The organism is Streptomyces sp. NPDC002004 (assembly GCF_053593975.1).
Map to the genome: position 1 here is coordinate 28,674 of NZ_JBSFDP010000044.1, position 16,043 is coordinate 44,716.

Below are 16,043 nucleotides of genomic sequence, written 5' to 3' on the forward strand. Positions count from 1 at the left end.
CGCCGCACGTGTACGGCAGGAGTGTTCCCCGGACGTCCGTGCAGGTAGCGTCCGGGGCATGGACACTCAGGGCGGGATCACCGTGCAGCGCGCACTGGAGCTGCCGGGGCTGCGCAGCGGGCTTCCGGAGGTCGTCGCGGGGGCCGAGCGGCTGCAGCGGACCGTGCGCTGGGTGCACGCGGGCGAGGTGCCGAACATCGCCTCGCTGCTCAAGGGCGGGGAACTGCTGCTGACCACGGGGCTGGGGCTCGGCACCCGCCCCGCCGAGCAGCGTGCCTTCGTCCGCAAGCTCGCCGAGCGGGGCATCGCCGCCCTCGTCGTCGAGTTGGGTCCGCGCTTCGCACGCCTGCCGGCGGCGATCGTCGAGACCGCGCGCGCGGCCGGGCTCCCACTGGTCCAGCTGCACCGCGAGGTGCCGTTCGTGACGGTCACCGAAGAGGTGCACACGGAGATCGTCAACGGCCACTATGCGCTGCTGCAGCGCGCCGACGAGGTGCACCGCCGATGCACGGAGGCCCTGCTCGGGGGCGGCGGGGTGCCGCAGGTCCTGGGCATCCTCGCCGAGTTCAGCGGCAACCCGGTGTTCCTGGAGACCGCCGACGGACAGCTGCTGTACGCCGCAGGTGCGGGCACGGAGGCCGCGGATCCGCTCCAGGTGTGGGAGGGGCTGCGCGGGGGCCGTGCGGCCCGCGAGGACGGGCCCCCGGCGGGCGCCATGCTCGTCGACGTGCCCGGCGGCGGACCGGGGACAAGCTCGGTGCGCGCCCGGCTGGTGCTGCTCTCGGTGGCGTCCCCGCTCGCACCCGTCCACCGGATCGCCGCCGAGCGGGCCGCGAGCAGTCTCGCGGTCGTGCTGATGCAGGCCCGCCAGGAGGAGGAGCTGGCGGCGCGCGGCCGGGGCGACTTCCTCACCGACCTGGCCGAGGGCCGCATCACGGCGGAGGACGCGCCCGCCCAGGCCCGGGTCCTCGGCTTCAAACCGGGCGACGCCCCGCTGATGCCCGTGGTCATGCGCCTGCCGGAGGGCTCCGTCGACCTCTCCCCGGGCGGTGGCTGGGCGGTGCTGGCGCGCGCGGTCGCCGAGGAACTGGCGTCGGTGGGGGTACCGGTCCTGCTCGGCGTGCGCCCCGTGGAGGGACGGGTGCCGCTGCTGCTCGGGCTGCGCTCGGAGGGCGAGCGCACGGCCGTCGCGGACCGGGTGGCGGCCGCGCTGCGGGCCGGTGTGGAGCGCGCCGGCATGCAGCGGGCGGGCGCGCAGCCGCCGGTCGTGGTCGTCGGTGTCGCGGGCGGCTGGGCCGCCGCTTCGGCCGGGCTGCGGCACGCCGCGGAGACGGCGACCGCCGCGCAGGGCCTCGCCGACCGTCCCTGGTACGACGCCCGGCGTCTCGACATCGACCTGCTGCTGTGGCGGCTCAGGGACCATCCGGACCTGGCGGCGTTCGTCGACCGGGCGATCGGCCCGCTGCGCGACCACGACCGCCGGTCCAAGCCGCCGTTGCTGCCCACGCTCCGCACCTATCTGGCCCACGCCGGCCGCAAGGCCGAGACGGCCCGGGAGCTCCATCTCAACCGTCAGACGCTCTACAACCGTCTCGCCCGCATCGGCGAGCTGCTGGGCACGGATCTCGACGACCCGCAGACCGTTCTGGCGCTGAGCCTCGCCCTGCGGGCGCAGCGGCATCTTCCTCCCGCCGCGCAGTGACACGGCGCCCGCCGTTCGTGCCGATCGTCCGGTCCTGCACCGGCTCCGGGCATCTGCCGCGGGCGGTTCCCGTCCGGCTGTGACGCGGGGGCGCAATGTGCGCACACTGGAGGGAGAGAAATCCCGGAGAGACGAGGGAGAACGCCATGCCCGCTCTCGAAGAACACGTCGACATCACCGCACCGAGCTCCGCCGTCTGGAACCAGCTGCACAAGGTGGAGAACTATCCGAGATTCGTCGGCGGAGTCCGTGAGGCCCGCCGGGAGGGGTCCAGTGGTCTGCACGTCGATGTCGAGTCCTCCGGCAGGACCCGCGGCATCGACGCCCGCACCGAGGACCGCCCCGACGAGACGATGACGTGGAAGACCACGTCCACGCCGCACCTGAGCGGCACCATCTCCGTCACGAAGCTGGACGACACCCACACCCGGGTCAAGGCACGGGTCGAGTACGACCCCACCGAGGCGCACGACGCGTTCGGCGGCCCCAAGGGCTTCGCGCAGTCCAACGCCATCGAACGCACGGTCCGCGAGGACCTCAACCAGTTCAAGTCCCTCGTCGAGGAGTCGTCGCCCGGCACGACCCGATGAGCGGTGCCACGGCGGTCCCTCGGCGCGACGACCGGTGCGCACCGGCGGTCCGGTGCCCCCGGTCGCCGGTGCGTCGAACCGGCGGCCCGTCGACCGCGCTCGCGGCCCGGCCCCGGTCGTCACGCCGCGTCAGCGCAGGGCCGGGGGCTGCGTCAACTCGTCGTAGACGCTGAGCACTTGCGCGACGGTCTCGTCCTCCGTCGGCCAGGTCGCCGCCTGCGCCTCACCCAGGTCCTTCAGCCGCTCCCGGAGCTCCGGGTCGCCCAGGAGGCCCACCACGGCTGCGGCCAGCGCACCCGCGTCCCCGGGCGGGAAGAGTTCCGCGGCGTCCCCGACCAGTTCGGCCATCCCCTCCGCGTCGCACGCGACGAGCGGCACCCGTGCGTGGAGGGCCTCCTGCGCGAGCACCGACCGCGCCTCCCGGCTGCCGGCCAGCACCGCGACGTCCGCGGCGCCGAGCAGTTCCGCCACGTCGTCGCGCAGGCCGACGAGCCGTACGGGCAGTTCCTCGCTCTCGATGCGCCGCTGCAGCGCGCCCCGCAGCGGGCCCTCGCCCGCCACGACGAGCAGCGGCACCGGGTCGAGGGCACGCCAGGCACGTGCGGCGTCCAGCAGGGTGTCATAGCCGCGGTGCGGGTGCAGGGAGCCGACGGCCATCAGCAACGGGCGGTCGACGGCGCCGAGCTCGGCACGGCTCTTGTGGTGGACGCCGTCGGCGTCGGGCTCCGGCCGCCTGGGGGCCGGGAACGCCACGGCGGCCAGCCGGGCGTCCCTCGCTCCCCTGCGCCGTGCCCGGTCCACCAGGTCGGACGTGGTGCCGAGGACCACGGCCGCGGCCCTGGCGACGCGGCGTTCGAGCAGCCGCAGCAGATGGGCGCGGGCGCCTTCGGCGTAGGCACGGGTGTGCCAGGTGACGACGAGCGGCACCCGGCGCCCGCTCAGCGCGACGGACGCCCGCAGGGCGGCGTTCAGTCCGTGCGCGTGCACGAGGTCGGCGTCCGCGAAGGCGGCGCGCAGCGCGGACATGGACGCCGGGTCGGCGCTGCGCGGCACGGGCACATGGACGGCTCCGGCGCCGTCGAAGTCGTAGCTGCGGTCCGCCTCGGACGGGGCGCACACGGTGACCCGTACGCCCCGTGCGACGAGCCCCGCGGCCAGTGACCGCACATGTGCGCTGCTGCCCGCGCTTCCGCCGCCCAGCACCTGCACGGTACGCAGCGGGGACTGGCCGTGCGGTGCGTGGCTGCTCACGTTGCCGGGACTCCTGGATCGGCGTGGGACGGGGCACGGAGGGGCGGAGGGGATGCGGCACGCCCGCACCGGATGGACCGGGCGGCTGTGGGGGACGAACGCGCGCACAGCCAAGGATGCCAGCCCGCACGGGCGTTCCGGCACCGCTCGGGGATCAATCCCGTGTCGGGGTGGGCGACGCGCCGTGCGGTATCACCCACTCGAGTGAGAAAGAAGGCTGTTCGGGACCTCCGTCCGTTCGGTGGTGCGCGCCGGCGCACGACCGGAGAAACCCGAGCGCGCGAATGCACTGACCGCGTCCCCGCACACGGCCGCCGCCACGACCGCGGCCGCGTGCGCCAGGAGTCCGGCACGCCCGTTCCCGGCGACGACGGCCGTGCCGAGGAGCGCGCCGAGTGCGTGCGCGCCCGCGTCGCCGATCATGTCCCGCTCGGCCAGGTCCTCGCGGACGACCGCGGCGACGGCGCCCAGCGCCGCGGCGGACAGCGCCCCTGCGGGTCCCCTGCGCAGCAGCCCGGGCGCGCCGAGCCCGCACACCGCGGCGGCGGCCCGTCCGGGTCGTACGTCCACGAGGTTGACGGCGTGGGCCGCGCCCGCGATGACGACGCCCGCGAGGACCTTGTCGAGGGGCCGCTCCTCCAGCAGCGCACCCGCGGCGAGTGCCGCGGCGGAGATGCCGAAGAGTTTGACGGCGCCGCTGGTCACCTCGCCGTCGCGCAGCGCGGACAGATGTGCCCGGAAGCCGCGTCGCGGATCACCGGCGCCTGCCATGTCGTCGTAGGCGCCGCAGGCGCCCGCAGCGAGCGTCACCAGCGCGGCCGCTCCTCCGGTCCGTGCGGGCAGCGTCCCCACGACGGCGCCGGCGACGACGGCGGGACCGGCGTACAGCCGCACCGGGCGCCCGGCGTGGTTCACCCGCAGCCATCGCGCCGCCCCGCCGGGCGCCACGGCCCGCAGTCCCGCGTGGACGAGCCACCCGGCTCCGGCCGCCAGCAGCCCGGCCCCGATCCTGCTGTCCGTGATGATCATCCGCTCACCCTACGGACGGGTCGCACCGGGTCCGTCTCCGGGGCGTGGCCCGATCCATCCCGCCGGCCGGCGGGGCTACAGGTCTCCCCGGGCCGTGGCGAGCAGTTCCTCCGCATGGGCCCGCGCGGTCTCGGAGTTCTCCTGGCCCGCGAGCATCCGCGACAGTTCGCGGACCCGTTCCTCGCCCTCGAGGACCTTGACGCCGGAGCGGGTGACGGACCCGTCGTTGGTCTTCTCCACGAGCAGTTGGCGGTCGGCGAAGGCCGCCACCTGGGGCAGGTGCGTGACGACGACGACCTGGGCGGTGCGGGCGAGCTTGGCGAGCCTGCGCCCGATCTCGACGGCGGCCTTGCCGCCGACACCCGCGTCGACCTCGTCGAAGAGGTACGTCGGCACCGGATCGGTTCCCGCGAACACGACCTCGACGGCGAGCATGACCCGCGACAGCTCACCGCCGGAGGCTCCCTTGGCGATGGGGCGCGGCGGCGCCCCGGGGTGCGGTGCGAGGAGGAGTTCGACCTCGTCGACGCCCGTCGGACCGTAGCCGACGGTCCGGCCGCCCACCTCGACCCCGTCCGGGTCGTCGGTCTGCCGGATGTCGATCGTCACGCGTGCGTGCGGCATCGCCAGCGAGGCGAGCTCCTCGGTCACGGCGGCCGCGAACCGCGCCGCTGCCTCGGTCCGCGCGTCCGTCAGCGCCTGGGCGAGCCCGGCGAGCTCTCCGCCGAGCGCATCCCGTTCGGCGGTGAGCTCCCCGATCCGGTCGTCGTCGCCGTCGAGTTCGGTGAGCCGGGCAGCCGACTCCTCCGCCCACGCGAGCACGGCGCCCACGTCGGTGCCGTACTTGCGGGTCAGCTGGGTGAGCGCTGCCCGCCGCTCCTCCACGGCCGCGAGCCGCAGCGGGTCGGCGTCGATGTCGTCGGCGTAGCCCGCGAGTTCGCCCGCGACGTCGCCGAGCAGGATGCCGATCTCGCCGATCCGGTCGGCGAGCCCGGCCAGCGCCGGGTCGTGCGCGCGCACCGACTCCACTGCCCGGTGGGCGCCCGCCACGAGCATCGAGGCGTCCACGCCCTCGGGGTCCTCGGGATTGCCGGCGAGCGCGGCGTGCGCGGCCGTCGCGGCAGAGGCCAGCGCCTCGGCGTGCCCGAGCCGCTCCGCCTCCGCCGCAAGCTCCACGTCCTCGCCGGCGCGCGGTTCGACGGCGGCGATCTCGTCGAGGCCGAAGCGGAGCAGGTCGGCTTCCTGTGCGCGCTCGCGTGCCCGGGTGGTGATCTCGTCGAGCTCGGTGACGACGGCGCGCAGCCTGCGGTAGGCGGCGGCGTACTTGGCGAGCGGCACGGCGACCGCGTCGCCCGCGTACCGGTCGAGCGCCTGGCGTTGCCGCGACAGCTTCAGCAGGCCCTGCTGGTCGGTCTGGCCGTGCACGGCGACGAGGTCGTCGGCGAGTTCGGAGAGCAGCCCCACGGGCACGGAGCGCCCGCCCAGGTGCGCCCGCGAGCGTCCCTCGGCGGAGACGGTACGGCTGATCAGCAACGCCCCGTCGTCGAGTTCGGCGCCCGCCTCCTCGGCGCGGACGACCGCGGAGGCGCCGACGGGCACCGTGACCCGCCCCTCCACGACCGCGTTCCTGGCGCCGATCCGTACGAGCGCCGGGTCGGCGCGCCCGCCGAGCAGCAGGCCCAGGCTCGTGACCACCATCGTCTTGCCCGCACCGGTCTCACCGGTCACGGCGGTGAAGCCTGGCGACAGCTCGACGACCGCGTCGTCGATGACTCCGAGCGACCGTATCCGCATCTCCTCCAACACGGACAAGACCTTACGAGGTCCGGGGCCGTGTGTGCGACGGCCCCCGGGAGGCATCGGGGAAGACGCAGGTGACGGGTCGGACCCGAGGGCGCATATCACCCGCGGGGGTGGGGTTCCGAGAGGAGCGGGGCAGCCGGCGCCAGGCCGTCCGGTCCGCCGTGGCGGCGGGGAACCACGGCGCAGGCGGCCGGCCGGGGCGCGCCACCCGCGCCCCGGCCCCGGGGTCCGTGATCAGTGGGGCGCGCCCCGCCAGCCGGACACGGGCAGCGCGAACTTCGCGACCAGCCGGTCCGTGAAGGACGCGTGGTGCAGCCGGGCCAGCCGCACGGGCACGGCCCCGCGCCGCACCTCGACGCGCGCGCCCGCGGGCAGTTCCACGGTCCGTCGGCCGTCGCACCACAGCACGCCGTGCGGCGTATGGGGCTGCACCTCGACGGCGAGCACGGAGCTCGGCGAGGTCACCAGCGGCTTGGCGAACAGCGCGTGTGCGCTGATCGGCACCATGAGCAGCGCCTCGACCTCGGGCCAGACCACGGGCCCGCCGGAGGAGAACGCGTACGCCGTCGACCCGGTGGGGGTCGCGCACACGATGCCGTCGCAGCCGAAGCCGGTGACGGGCCGCCCGTCGATCTCCAGCACGACCTCGAGGATCCGCTCGGGCGACACCTTCTGGACGGCGGCTTCGTTGAGCGCCCAGTCGGTGTGCACGATGTCGCCGTTGCGGTGCACGACCACGTCGATGGTCATGCGCTCCTCGACCTCGTACGACTTCTCGACCACCCGGTTGACGACCTTGTCGAGGTCGTCGCGCTCGGCCTCGGCGAGGAACCCCACCCGGCCGAGGTTCACACCGAGCATCGGCACCCCGGAGGCCCGCGCGAACTCGGCACCCCGCAGCAGGGTGCCGTCGCCGCCCAGCACGATCAGCAGCTCGCAGCCGTCCAGCGACTCGGGCGTGGCCTCGGGGACGAGTTCGACCGAGGTCGGCAGCGGCAGATCGGCGGCCTCCGCCTCCAGCACGCGCACGCCCAGGCCGCACCGCTGCAGCCCCTTCACGACGAGTTCGGCACTGCGGACGGCGGCGGGCCGTCCGGTGTGCGCGAGCAGGAAAACAGTACGAGCTCGGGTCTGTGTCAACGCGGCCCCTCCGCCACTGCACGGTCAACATCCGCCGGGTCGAGGGCGGGTGCCCCGGCCCGGAGCCACAGAAAGTATTCGACATTGCCGGAGGGCCCGGGCAGCGGGCTCGCGGTGACGCCCTGCACCCCCAGGCCGAGTTCCCCCGCCTGCCGGGCCACCCCGCACACGGCCTCGGCCCGCAGCTGCGGGCTGCGCACGACCCCGCCGCTGCCGAGGCGTTCCTTGCCGACCTCGAACTGGGGTTTGACCATCATCACGAGGTCCGCATCGGGCGCCGCGCAGCGCACCAGGGCGGGCAGCACGAGGCCCAGCGGGATGAACGACAGGTCTCCGACGACCAGGTCGACGGGCACGTCGTCGATGGACTCCAGCGTCAACTCGCGTACGTTCGTACGGTCCTTGACCGTGACGCGTTCATCGCTCTGGAGAGACCAGGCGAGCTGTCCGTAGCCCACGTCGACGGCGACGACGTGCGCGGCCCCGGCCCGCAGCAGCACGTCCGTGAAGCCGCCGGTGGAGGCCCCGGCGTCCAGCGCGCGCCGCCCCTCGACGACCAGCCCCTGCGGCACGAAGGCCTCCAGGGCGCCCGCGAGCTTGTGGCCGCCGCGGGAGACGTAGTCCGGGTCGCCGTCGTCCTGCACGACCACGATCGCGGCGGCGGTCTCCACCTGTGTGGCCGGTTTGGTGGCCACGGTCTTGCCGACCGTCACCCGGCCGGCGGCGATCAGCTGGCTGGCGTGCTCGCGTGATCGCGCGAGCTTCCGGCGCACCAGCTCGGCGTCGAGACGGCGGCGTGCCACTCCTGCCACGTTCGGTTCAGCTCCTGTTTGTTGTACGGCGTCGTCTACGGGCGGCCCTGGGGCCTCATCGGGGGGTTCGGGTGACCGGCGGGAGCCGGAGGTCCCGGGCGCGCGTCGAGCGCGGTCAGCGTGTCGCGCAGCCCCCCGTGTACATCCTCGTACACCTCGAGGTGGCCGTCCGTTGCGAGGTGGTCGGCATCGGCCAGTCGCCGGAGCTGGGCGTCGACCTCGGCGTTGCCCGTGGGGACACGCTCGACGCCGAGGGGCGCGGGGCCGGCGGGTTCGTACGCCGCCGGGTCGGCCGTCCCGGGTTCCGCCGCCGGGCGTGCGGCCTCTTCCGCCGCCGTTTCGGCGGGTGCGGATGGGGCCGTCGCGGCTTCCGGGTCCACCGTGGAGTCGCTGGTCATGCCCCGACGCTACCGCGAAGCGCTGGGGTACCGTCGGTCGAGATGGCCACGATGGAGGAGTGCCGCGCCGCACTCGACAAGCTCTCGGACAATCTTGCGTCCGCGGACGGCGACGTACGCTCCGCCGCCGCTCTGAACCGCTCCCTCAGCTGCCGTATCAGCGACCTCGACATCACGTTCGTGGGGCGTCTGCAGGACGGCCGGATCGAGGTCCTCGACACGGTGCGGGGCGCGCCGGCCGAGCGTGCCGAGATCCGGCTCACCATGCGCGGTGACGATCTGGTGGCGCTGGTCGACGGGGAGCTGAACTTCGCACGGGCGTGGGCGTCCGGCCGGGTCCGGCTGGAGGCGGGCCTGCGCGATCTGTTCCGGCTCAAGAGCCTGCTGTAAGCCCCGGGCGCCTCTCCTGAAGCCGAGCGTTCCTGAAGTCCGCAGGCCCCGGGGCCGGCCCGCGAACGGCGCCGGCCGCCGGTACCTCGCTTCCGGGACGGGTTCCCGGGCGGCTCAGGATGCCTGCGCGACGAGGCTCGCCGCCTTCCGTGCGGGGCGGGCCGCCGGGACGACGAGGGGGGTGCCCGTCTCCGGGTCGTCGATCACCTGGCACTTCAGCCCGAAGACGCGCTCGACGAGGTCGGCCGTGACGATGTCGGACGGGGCGCCCTCGGCGATGACCTCGCCGCAGCGCAGAGCGATCAGGTGGGTGGCGTACCGGGCGGCGTGATTGAGGTCGTGGAGCACGGCGACGAGCGTACGGCCCTGCTCCTCGTGGAGCTCCGCGCACAGGTCGAGGACGTCGATCTGGTGCTGGATGTCGAGGTAGGTCGTCGGCTCGTCGAGCAGCAGCAGCGGGGTCTGCTGGGCGAGCGCCATCGCGATCCACACGCGCTGGCGCTGTCCGCCGGAGAGCTCGTCGACGTAGCGGTCCCCCAGTTCGGCGACCCCGGTCGCCTCCATCGACTCCCGCACGACCCGCTCGTCGTCGGCCGACCACTGGCGCAGCAGCCCCTGGTGCGGGTAGCGCCCGCGGGCGACCAGGTCGCCGACGGTGATGCCGTCGGGCGCGATCGACGACTGCGGCAGCAGACCGAGGGTGCGGGCCACCTTCTTCGCCGGCATCGACTGGATCACCTGGCCGTCGAGCAGCACCCGGCCGTGCGACGGCCTGAGCATGCGGGACAGGGCACGCAGCAGCGTGGACTTGCCGCAGGCGTTGGGACCGACGATCACCGTGAAGGAGTTGTCGGGGATCTCGACCGAGAGGTTCTCCGCGATGACGCGCTGGTCGTAGCCGAGGGTGACGTCGTCGGCGATGAGCCGGTTCACGGGGGCACTCCTAGAGGTGGTGTTCGGATGCGTCCGTCGGTCGGGCCCGCGGCCCGTGGTGGTGTCCGGCCCGGGGCGGGGCCCGCGGCCGGCGGCCGGGTCCGGCCGGCGGCGGGGCGCGCCGCCCGGGGTCATATGCGGCCGGCTCTGCGCTCGGTGACCAGCAGCCACAGCAGATAGATCCCGCCGAGCACACCGGTGACCACGCCGACGGGCAGCTGGTCGGCGCCGAAGGCCCGTTGGGCCGCCCAGTCGGCGGTGACCAGCAGGGCCGCGCCCATGCACATCGCGGGGACCAGGGCGGGCCCGGACGAGCGGGTGAGCCGGCGGGCGAGCTGGGGCGCGGTGAGCGCGACGAAGCCGACGGGACCGGCCGCCGCCGTGGCGGCCGCGGTGAGCAGCACGGCGGCCAGCATCAGCAGCGTTCGCGTGCGTTCGACGGGCACCCCCAGGGCGTACGCCATGTCGTCGCCCATCTCCAGCATGCGCAGCGGACGGGCGTGGGCGAGGGCGAGCGGGACGAGGACCACGCACAGCGCGAGCAGCGGCCACACCTGTTCCCAGCCGCGGCCGTTGAGGGAGCCGGTCATCCAGACGACCGCGCGGGCCGCGTCGACGATGTCCGCCTGGGTGAGCAGATAGCCGTTGACCGCGGTCATGACGGCGGAGACCCCGATGCCGACCAGGACCAGCCGGTAGCCGTGGACACCGCGCTTCCAGGCGAGGAGATGGATCGCGGCTCCGGTGACCAGGCCGCCGACGAGCGCACCGAGAGCGACCTGTGTCGCGTCCCCCGAGACGAGCACGATCACGACCAGCGCGCCGGCCGTCGACCCCTGTCCGAGCCCGAGGACGTCCGGGCTGCCCAGCGGGTTGCGGGAGACGGACTGGAAGAGCGCTCCGCCGAGGCCGAGCGCGGCGCCGACGAGCAGGCCGACGAGGGCCCTGGGCAGCCGCAGGTCGTGAACGATGAACTGCTGTCCGGGGTTTCCCCCGCCGACGAGCGCGCGGATGACGTCGGGAGCGGCGATGGGGAAGTCGCCGGTGCCGATGAGGAGGACGCTCGCGACGAGCGCGGCCACCAGGAGCAGGACGGCGACCGCCAGGGCACGGACGTCCAGCCGGAGGGAGAGCCCGCCCCGGGTGCGTACCGCCGTCACGGCGCTGCCGCCGCGCACGGCCTTGTCGTCAGGGGCCTTCACAGCTGCGCCGTCCTCCGCCGTCGTACGAGATGGGTGAAGACCGGGCCGCCGATCACCGCGGTGACGATGCCGACCTGGAGTTCCGCGGGCCGGGCGACGAGCCGCCCGATGACGTCGGAGCCGAGCAGCAGCACGGGCGAGAGGACCGCCGCGTACGGCAGGATCCACCGCAGGTCCGGGCCGGTGAAGGAGCGCACGGCGTGCGGCACCATCAGTCCGATGAAGGCGATGGGCCCGCAGGCGGCGGTCGCGGCCCCGCATAGCAGGGTCGCCGCGACCATGGACAGCGTGCGGGTGCGCGTCAGCCGGGTGCCGAGGGCGCGCGCGGTGTCGTCGCCCATGGCGACCGCGTTGAGCGGCCGGGCGAGCCCGAGCGCGAGGAGTGTGCCGACCGCGAGGAACGGCGCGACCTGCGTGATCGTCGTCATGTTCGCCGAGGCCAGCGAACCGACCGTCCAGAAGCGCATCGTGCCGAGCGCCGCGTCATCCATGATCATCACGGCTTGCAGATAGCCGGAGAGCGCAGCGGTGAGAGCGGTGCCGGCGAGCGCGATCCTGACGGGTGTCGCCGCGCGGCTGCCGCCGAGCAGGTAGACGAGGGCGCCCACGACCGCGGCGCCCGCGAACGCGAACCAGACGTATCCGGTCAGTGAGCCGACACCGAGGAAGGTGATGGCGGTGACCACGGCGGCGGACGCTCCGGCGTTGATGCCGAGCAGCCCGGGGTCGGCCAGGGGATTGCGCGTCAGCGCCTGGAGAACGGCGCCGGAGAGGCCGAACGCGGCGCCCGCGAGGAGCCCGAGGACGGTACGCGACAGCCGCTCGTCGACCACGACGTCGCCGTACGTCCCCGAGTCCGCGAACAGGCCGTGCCAGACCTGGCCCATGGACAGCTGTTTGGCGCCGATCGCGAGACTCGCGACGGCGACGAGCAGCAGCACGCCCACGGAGACGAGGAGCCCGGCGGCTCGTATCAGCCGCCGGTCGGGGAGCACGGAGGCGGTCTCCGCGCGCGGTTCGGGGGGACTCTCGACCAACACGGAGTTAGGTTAGCCTACCCTCGCCTCATCCAGAATCCCCCGGTCCCCGGCCGAGGGGCCGTCAAAGTCCGAGCCGCGCCACGGCCTTGCCGCCGTCCAGCACGCAGGAACCGTCCCCCGCCGCCGTCCACGCGGCCGCACACAGCGCCCGCAGGCCGTCCAGCGCGCGGCCCTCACCGTCGATTTCCAGCCTCTCCCGGCCCGCCCGCGCCACCCACCCCCCGCACCGGAAGCCGGCCTCGTCCGCGACCACCTCGGGCTGCTCCGTCAGCAGGCCGCGCAGGTCCGCGTCGACGTAGGTCGGCCGGTGCTGCGGCGGTGCGGCCAGCAGCTGCTCGCCGTCGGTCACTCCGGTCAGGACGAGCAGCGAGTCCACCCGGCCGTTGAACGCGCCCTCGATGTCGGTGTCCAGCCGGTCGCCCACCACGAGGGGCCGCTCGGCGCCGGTGCGCAGGATCGTCTCGCGGTGCATCGGGGGCAGGGGCTTGCCCGCCACCTGCGGCTCCGCGCCCGTCGCGATCCGCACGACCTCCACCGCCGCGCCGTTACCCGGTGCGATGCCACGGCCGCTCGGGATCGTCAGGTCGGTGTTGGACGCGAACCACGGCACTCCGCGCTCGATCGCGTAGCAGGCCTCCGCGAACCGTCCCCAGGGCAGCTCGGGGCCGCCGTATCCCTGCACCACGGCCGCCGGGTCGTCGTCCGCCGACTCCACCGGCGTCAGCCCCCGCTCGCGCAGCGCGACCCGCAGCCCCTCGCCGCCGATCACCAGTACGCGCGAGCCGTCCGGCACCTGCTGACTGATCAGCCGTGCCACCGCCTGCGCCGACGTGATGACGTCCGAGGCCGCCGCCGGTATGCCCAGCTCGGTCAGGTGCTCGGCCACCGCGTCCGGCGTGCGCAGCGCGTTGTTCGTGACATAGGCGAGGTGCAGACCGCCCGCGCGGGCCGTCTCCAGCGCCTCGACGGCGTGCGCGATCGCACTCCCGCCCGCGTACACCACCCCGTCCAGGTCGAGCAGTGCCGTGTCGTAGGCCTCGCCCAGCGACCGGGCGCTGCCGTCGGGGCGCGTCCTGACGGTCTGGCTCATTGCGTATCGCTCCTCGTTGGTCCGTACGGATCGCACGCCCCGGATCCGTCCGAGATCGCACTCCCCGATCATCCCTCAAGCCGCCGACGCACATACGATGCATCAATGAAGACTGCAGGTCCGGGGCAAGACAGGATGGACGATCAGGTGGTGCAGGGACTCGACCTGATCCCGTTCCGCGGTGTGCGCTACGTCCCGGAGCGGGTCGGCAGCCTGGCCGCCGTCACCTCTCCGCCGTACGACGTGGTCGTACGGCCGGACGGGCTGCACCATCTCCAGTCGTCCGACCCGTACAACATCGTCCGTCTGATCCTTCCCCAGGCGACTACGCGCGTCACCCGGACGGAGCAGGCCGCCGACACCCTTGACGCCTGGCTGGCCCAGGGCATCCTGACGCCCGACAGCGAGCCCGGTCTGTACGTCTACGAACAGCGCAACGGGGACCTGCTGCAACGCGGCGTCATCGGGGCGCTGCGCCTCTCCGAGGCCGCCGAGGGCGTGGTGCTCCCCCACGAGGACGTGATGCCGCACGTGGTCGCCGAGCGTGCGGCCCTGATGCGCGCCACGGACGCCAATCTGGAGCCGCTGCTGCTGACCTACCGCAGCGACGGCAACGCCACCGGGACGACCGCCGTCATCGAGCGCACCGCGCAGCGCACACCGCTCCTGGCCACCACCACGGAGGACGGCTTCAGCCACCGTCTGTGGTCGGTCACCGACCCCACCGAGCTGGCCGAGATCCGGGCGGACCTGGCCCACCACCAGGCCGTCATCGCGGACGGCCACCACCGCTGGGCGACGTATCTGCGGCTGCGCGCGGAGCATCCCTCGCCGAGCCCCTGGGACTACGGCCTCGTCCTCCTGGTGGACACGGCCCGCTATCCGCTGCGGGTGCGCGCGATCCACCGTCTGCTGCACCGCATGCCCCTGTCGCAGGCCCTGGCGGCACTCGAGGGGCACTTCCGGGTACGTGAGGTCCCCGGGCCCCTCCCTGCGGCCCTGGAAGCCCTCGCGGAGGCCACAGCCGAGGGCAACGCGTTCCTCCTCGCCGGAGCCGGCGCGTTCCATCTCGCCGATCTGCCCTCGCCCGGGCTCCTGGAGCGCACGGTCCCCGCGGACCGCCCCGAGGCCTGGCGCTCCCTGGATGCGACGGTCCTCCACTCGACCCTCATCGCACACCTCTGGAACATCCCGGACACTCCCGAGGACATCGCGTACATCCACGACGCGGCAGCCACGGTCGCCAAGGCGGAGCGCGACGGCGGCACGGCGGTCCTGCTGCACCCGGTGCGCGAGGAGGTCGTCCGCGACCTGGCCCGGCAGGGCGTCACGATGCCGCGCAAGTCCACGTCGTTCGGGCCCAAGCCGGCGACGGGTCTGGTGCTCCGCAGCCTCGCCGACTGACGGCGGCCCAGGCCCCGGCACGGCCGTCGCCGAAGGGGTTCTGGGGGCTTCCGTGACACACGGAGGGGCGGGATCCTCAGCGGATCCCGCCCCTCCGTCTCCGGTTGTCAGGCCCGGTCGTCGTCGCCTTCGGCGCCCTTCACGGCCTCGACGTCGACATCGTCCTTGCTCTCACCCTCGGCCGCGGCGTGCTGCTCCGGCTGCGGGTCGCCCGCGGTCTCCGTCCCGGTGGCGGGCCCGTCGGCCGTGTCCTCGTCGAGCGCGTCCACGAACTCCACGCCGTCCAGCTCCGCGAGACGGTCGGAGGCGTCGGTGGAGCCGTCCTTGTCGGACTCGACGGCCTTCGCGAACCACTCACGGGCCTCGCTCTCCCGGCCGGCGGCCAGCAGGGCATCGGCGTAGGCGTACCGGAGGCGCGCCGTCCACGGCTGAACGGAGTTCGACGCCAGCTCGGGGCTCTGCAGGGTGACGATGGCGGCGTCGAGCTGCCCCAGGTCACGGCGCGCACCGGCGGCGACGAGCCGCATCTCGACCTGACCCGCCTTGTCGAGCTTCTGCACCTCGGGGGCACCCGCCATGTCGAGCGCCTTCTCGGGCCGGCCGAGTCCGCGCTCGCAGTCGGCCATCAGCGGCCACAGCTCGACGTGCCCGGTCATACGACGCGCCGCACGGAACTCGGCGAGCGCCTCGCTGTACTTCTGGCTCGCGTACGCGGCGAAGCCGGCGGCCTCACGGACGGCGGCGACACGCGAGGCGAGCCGCAGCGCGACCCTCGAGTAGCCGTAGGCGCCCTCGGGGTCCTCGTCGATGAGACGGGCGACCATCACCAGGTTCTTGGCGACGTCCTCGGCCAGTGTCTTCGGCAGGCTCTGCAGCTCCTGCCGTACGCCCCCGTCGATCTCCTCGCCGGTCACGTCCGCGGGGATCGGGAGCCGCTTGATGGGCTCGCGGTCCCTGTCACGGTCCCGGTCGTCGCGACCGCGGTAGCCGCCACGGCGGTCGTCACGTCCACGGTCGTCACGGCGGTCGTCACGGCCTCGGAAGCCCCCGCCCTGGCGGCCCCGGCTGTCGTCACGGCGGAAGCCACCACGGCCCCCGCGGTCGTCACGGCCACGGTCGTCACGGCGGTCGTCACGGCCGCGGTAGCCGCCGGTGCGGCTGTCCTCGCGGCGGAAGCCGGGGCGGTCTCCTCCGCGGCTGTCGTCGCGCCGGTGGTCGGGACGGTCCTCGCGCTGGTAGCTCGGGCGGTCGCCACGGTC

General features: G+C 74.2%; 15 protein-coding genes. 4 read left to right on the forward strand and 11 right to left on the reverse strand.

Going from position 1 to position 16,043, the window contains the following annotated elements:
• Positions 1–58: 58 nt before the first annotated feature.
• Together ACWCP6_RS33895 and ACWCP6_RS33900 are read left to right on the forward strand one after the other, a co-directional pair.
• Positions 59–1,702 carry a PucR family transcriptional regulator gene (locus ACWCP6_RS33895; RefSeq protein ID WP_450936465.1) on the forward strand — a complete coding sequence of 548 codons (1,644 nt, stop codon included), beginning with the start codon at positions 59–61 and terminating at the stop codon, positions 1,700–1,702.
• Positions 1,703–1,848: 146 nt separating this feature from the next.
• Positions 1,849–2,292, forward strand: coding sequence for an SRPBCC family protein (locus tag ACWCP6_RS33900; protein ID WP_450936466.1), 444 nt, complete (start codon positions 1,849–1,851; stop codon positions 2,290–2,292).
• A 129-nt stretch (positions 2,293–2,421) separates the two neighbouring features.
• On the opposite strand, the gene ACWCP6_RS33905 is transcribed toward ACWCP6_RS33900, so the two are convergent.
• From ACWCP6_RS33905 to ACWCP6_RS33930, 6 genes are all read right to left on the reverse strand, one after another.
• Positions 2,422–3,543: a glycosyltransferase family 4 protein gene (locus ACWCP6_RS33905; protein WP_450936467.1), complete on the reverse strand. Its 1,122-nt coding sequence runs from the start codon at positions 3,541–3,543 to the stop codon at positions 2,422–2,424.
• Between the two features lie 192 nt (positions 3,544–3,735).
• A complete protein-coding gene (locus tag ACWCP6_RS33910; protein WP_450936468.1) occupies positions 3,736–4,572 on the reverse strand; it encodes a hypothetical protein in 837 nt (278 codons plus the stop codon).
• A gap of 75 nt (positions 4,573–4,647) precedes the next feature.
• Entirely contained in the window at positions 4,648–6,432 is a 1,785-nt protein-coding gene (gene recN, locus ACWCP6_RS33915) for a DNA repair protein RecN (protein ID WP_450936469.1), read from the reverse strand.
• A 177-nt stretch (positions 6,433–6,609) separates the two neighbouring features.
• Positions 6,610–7,515, reverse strand: coding sequence for an NAD kinase (locus ACWCP6_RS33920; protein WP_450936470.1), 906 nt, complete (start codon positions 7,513–7,515; stop codon positions 6,610–6,612).
• Entirely contained in the window at positions 7,512–8,327 is an 816-nt protein-coding gene (locus ACWCP6_RS33925) for a TlyA family RNA methyltransferase (RefSeq protein WP_450936471.1), read from the reverse strand. Before ACWCP6_RS33925 ends, ACWCP6_RS33920 begins: the two co-directional genes overlap by 4 nt.
• 35 nt (positions 8,328–8,362) lie before the next feature.
• Positions 8,363–8,725, reverse strand: coding sequence for a hypothetical protein (locus tag ACWCP6_RS33930; RefSeq protein WP_450936472.1), 363 nt, complete (start codon positions 8,723–8,725; stop codon positions 8,363–8,365).
• A gap of 42 nt (positions 8,726–8,767) precedes the next feature.
• Here ACWCP6_RS33930 and ACWCP6_RS33935 point away from each other — a divergent pair, with 42 nt between their 5' ends.
• Positions 8,768–9,115 (forward strand): SCP2 sterol-binding domain-containing protein, encoded by a 348-nt coding sequence (locus tag ACWCP6_RS33935; protein ID WP_450936473.1) that lies wholly within the window; start codon positions 8,768–8,770, stop codon positions 9,113–9,115.
• Positions 9,116–9,229: 114 nt separating this feature from the next.
• Here ACWCP6_RS33935 and ACWCP6_RS33940 read toward each other — a convergent pair whose 3' ends face one another.
• From ACWCP6_RS33940 to ACWCP6_RS33955, 4 genes are all read right to left on the reverse strand, one after another.
• Positions 9,230–10,048, reverse strand: a complete 819-nt coding sequence (locus tag ACWCP6_RS33940; RefSeq protein WP_450936474.1) for an ABC transporter ATP-binding protein — start codon at positions 10,046–10,048, stop codon at positions 9,230–9,232.
• Positions 10,049–10,179: 131 nt separating this feature from the next.
• Positions 10,180–11,250 (reverse strand): FecCD family ABC transporter permease, encoded by a 1,071-nt coding sequence (locus tag ACWCP6_RS33945; protein ID WP_450936475.1) that lies wholly within the window; start codon positions 11,248–11,250, stop codon positions 10,180–10,182.
• Positions 11,247–12,290 carry a FecCD family ABC transporter permease gene (locus tag ACWCP6_RS33950; protein WP_450936476.1) on the reverse strand — a complete coding sequence of 348 codons (1,044 nt, stop codon included), beginning with the start codon at positions 12,288–12,290 and terminating at the stop codon, positions 11,247–11,249. The genes ACWCP6_RS33945 and ACWCP6_RS33950 overlap by 4 nt, the downstream gene beginning before the upstream one ends.
• A 61-nt stretch (positions 12,291–12,351) precedes the next feature.
• Positions 12,352–13,380 (reverse strand): HAD-IIA family hydrolase, encoded by a 1,029-nt coding sequence (locus tag ACWCP6_RS33955; RefSeq protein ID WP_450936477.1) that lies wholly within the window; start codon positions 13,378–13,380, stop codon positions 12,352–12,354.
• Positions 13,381–13,485: 105 nt separating this feature from the next.
• Between ACWCP6_RS33955 and ACWCP6_RS33960 the strand changes: the two genes are divergently transcribed.
• Entirely contained in the window at positions 13,486–14,784 is a 1,299-nt protein-coding gene (locus tag ACWCP6_RS33960) for a DUF1015 family protein (RefSeq protein ID WP_450936478.1), read from the forward strand.
• A 107-nt stretch (positions 14,785–14,891) separates the two neighbouring features.
• Here ACWCP6_RS33960 and ACWCP6_RS33965 read toward each other — a convergent pair whose 3' ends face one another.
• Positions 14,892–15,725 (reverse strand): hypothetical protein, encoded by an 834-nt coding sequence (locus ACWCP6_RS33965; RefSeq protein WP_450936481.1) that lies wholly within the window; start codon positions 15,723–15,725, stop codon positions 14,892–14,894.
• Between the last annotated feature and the right edge of the window lie 318 nt (positions 15,726–16,043).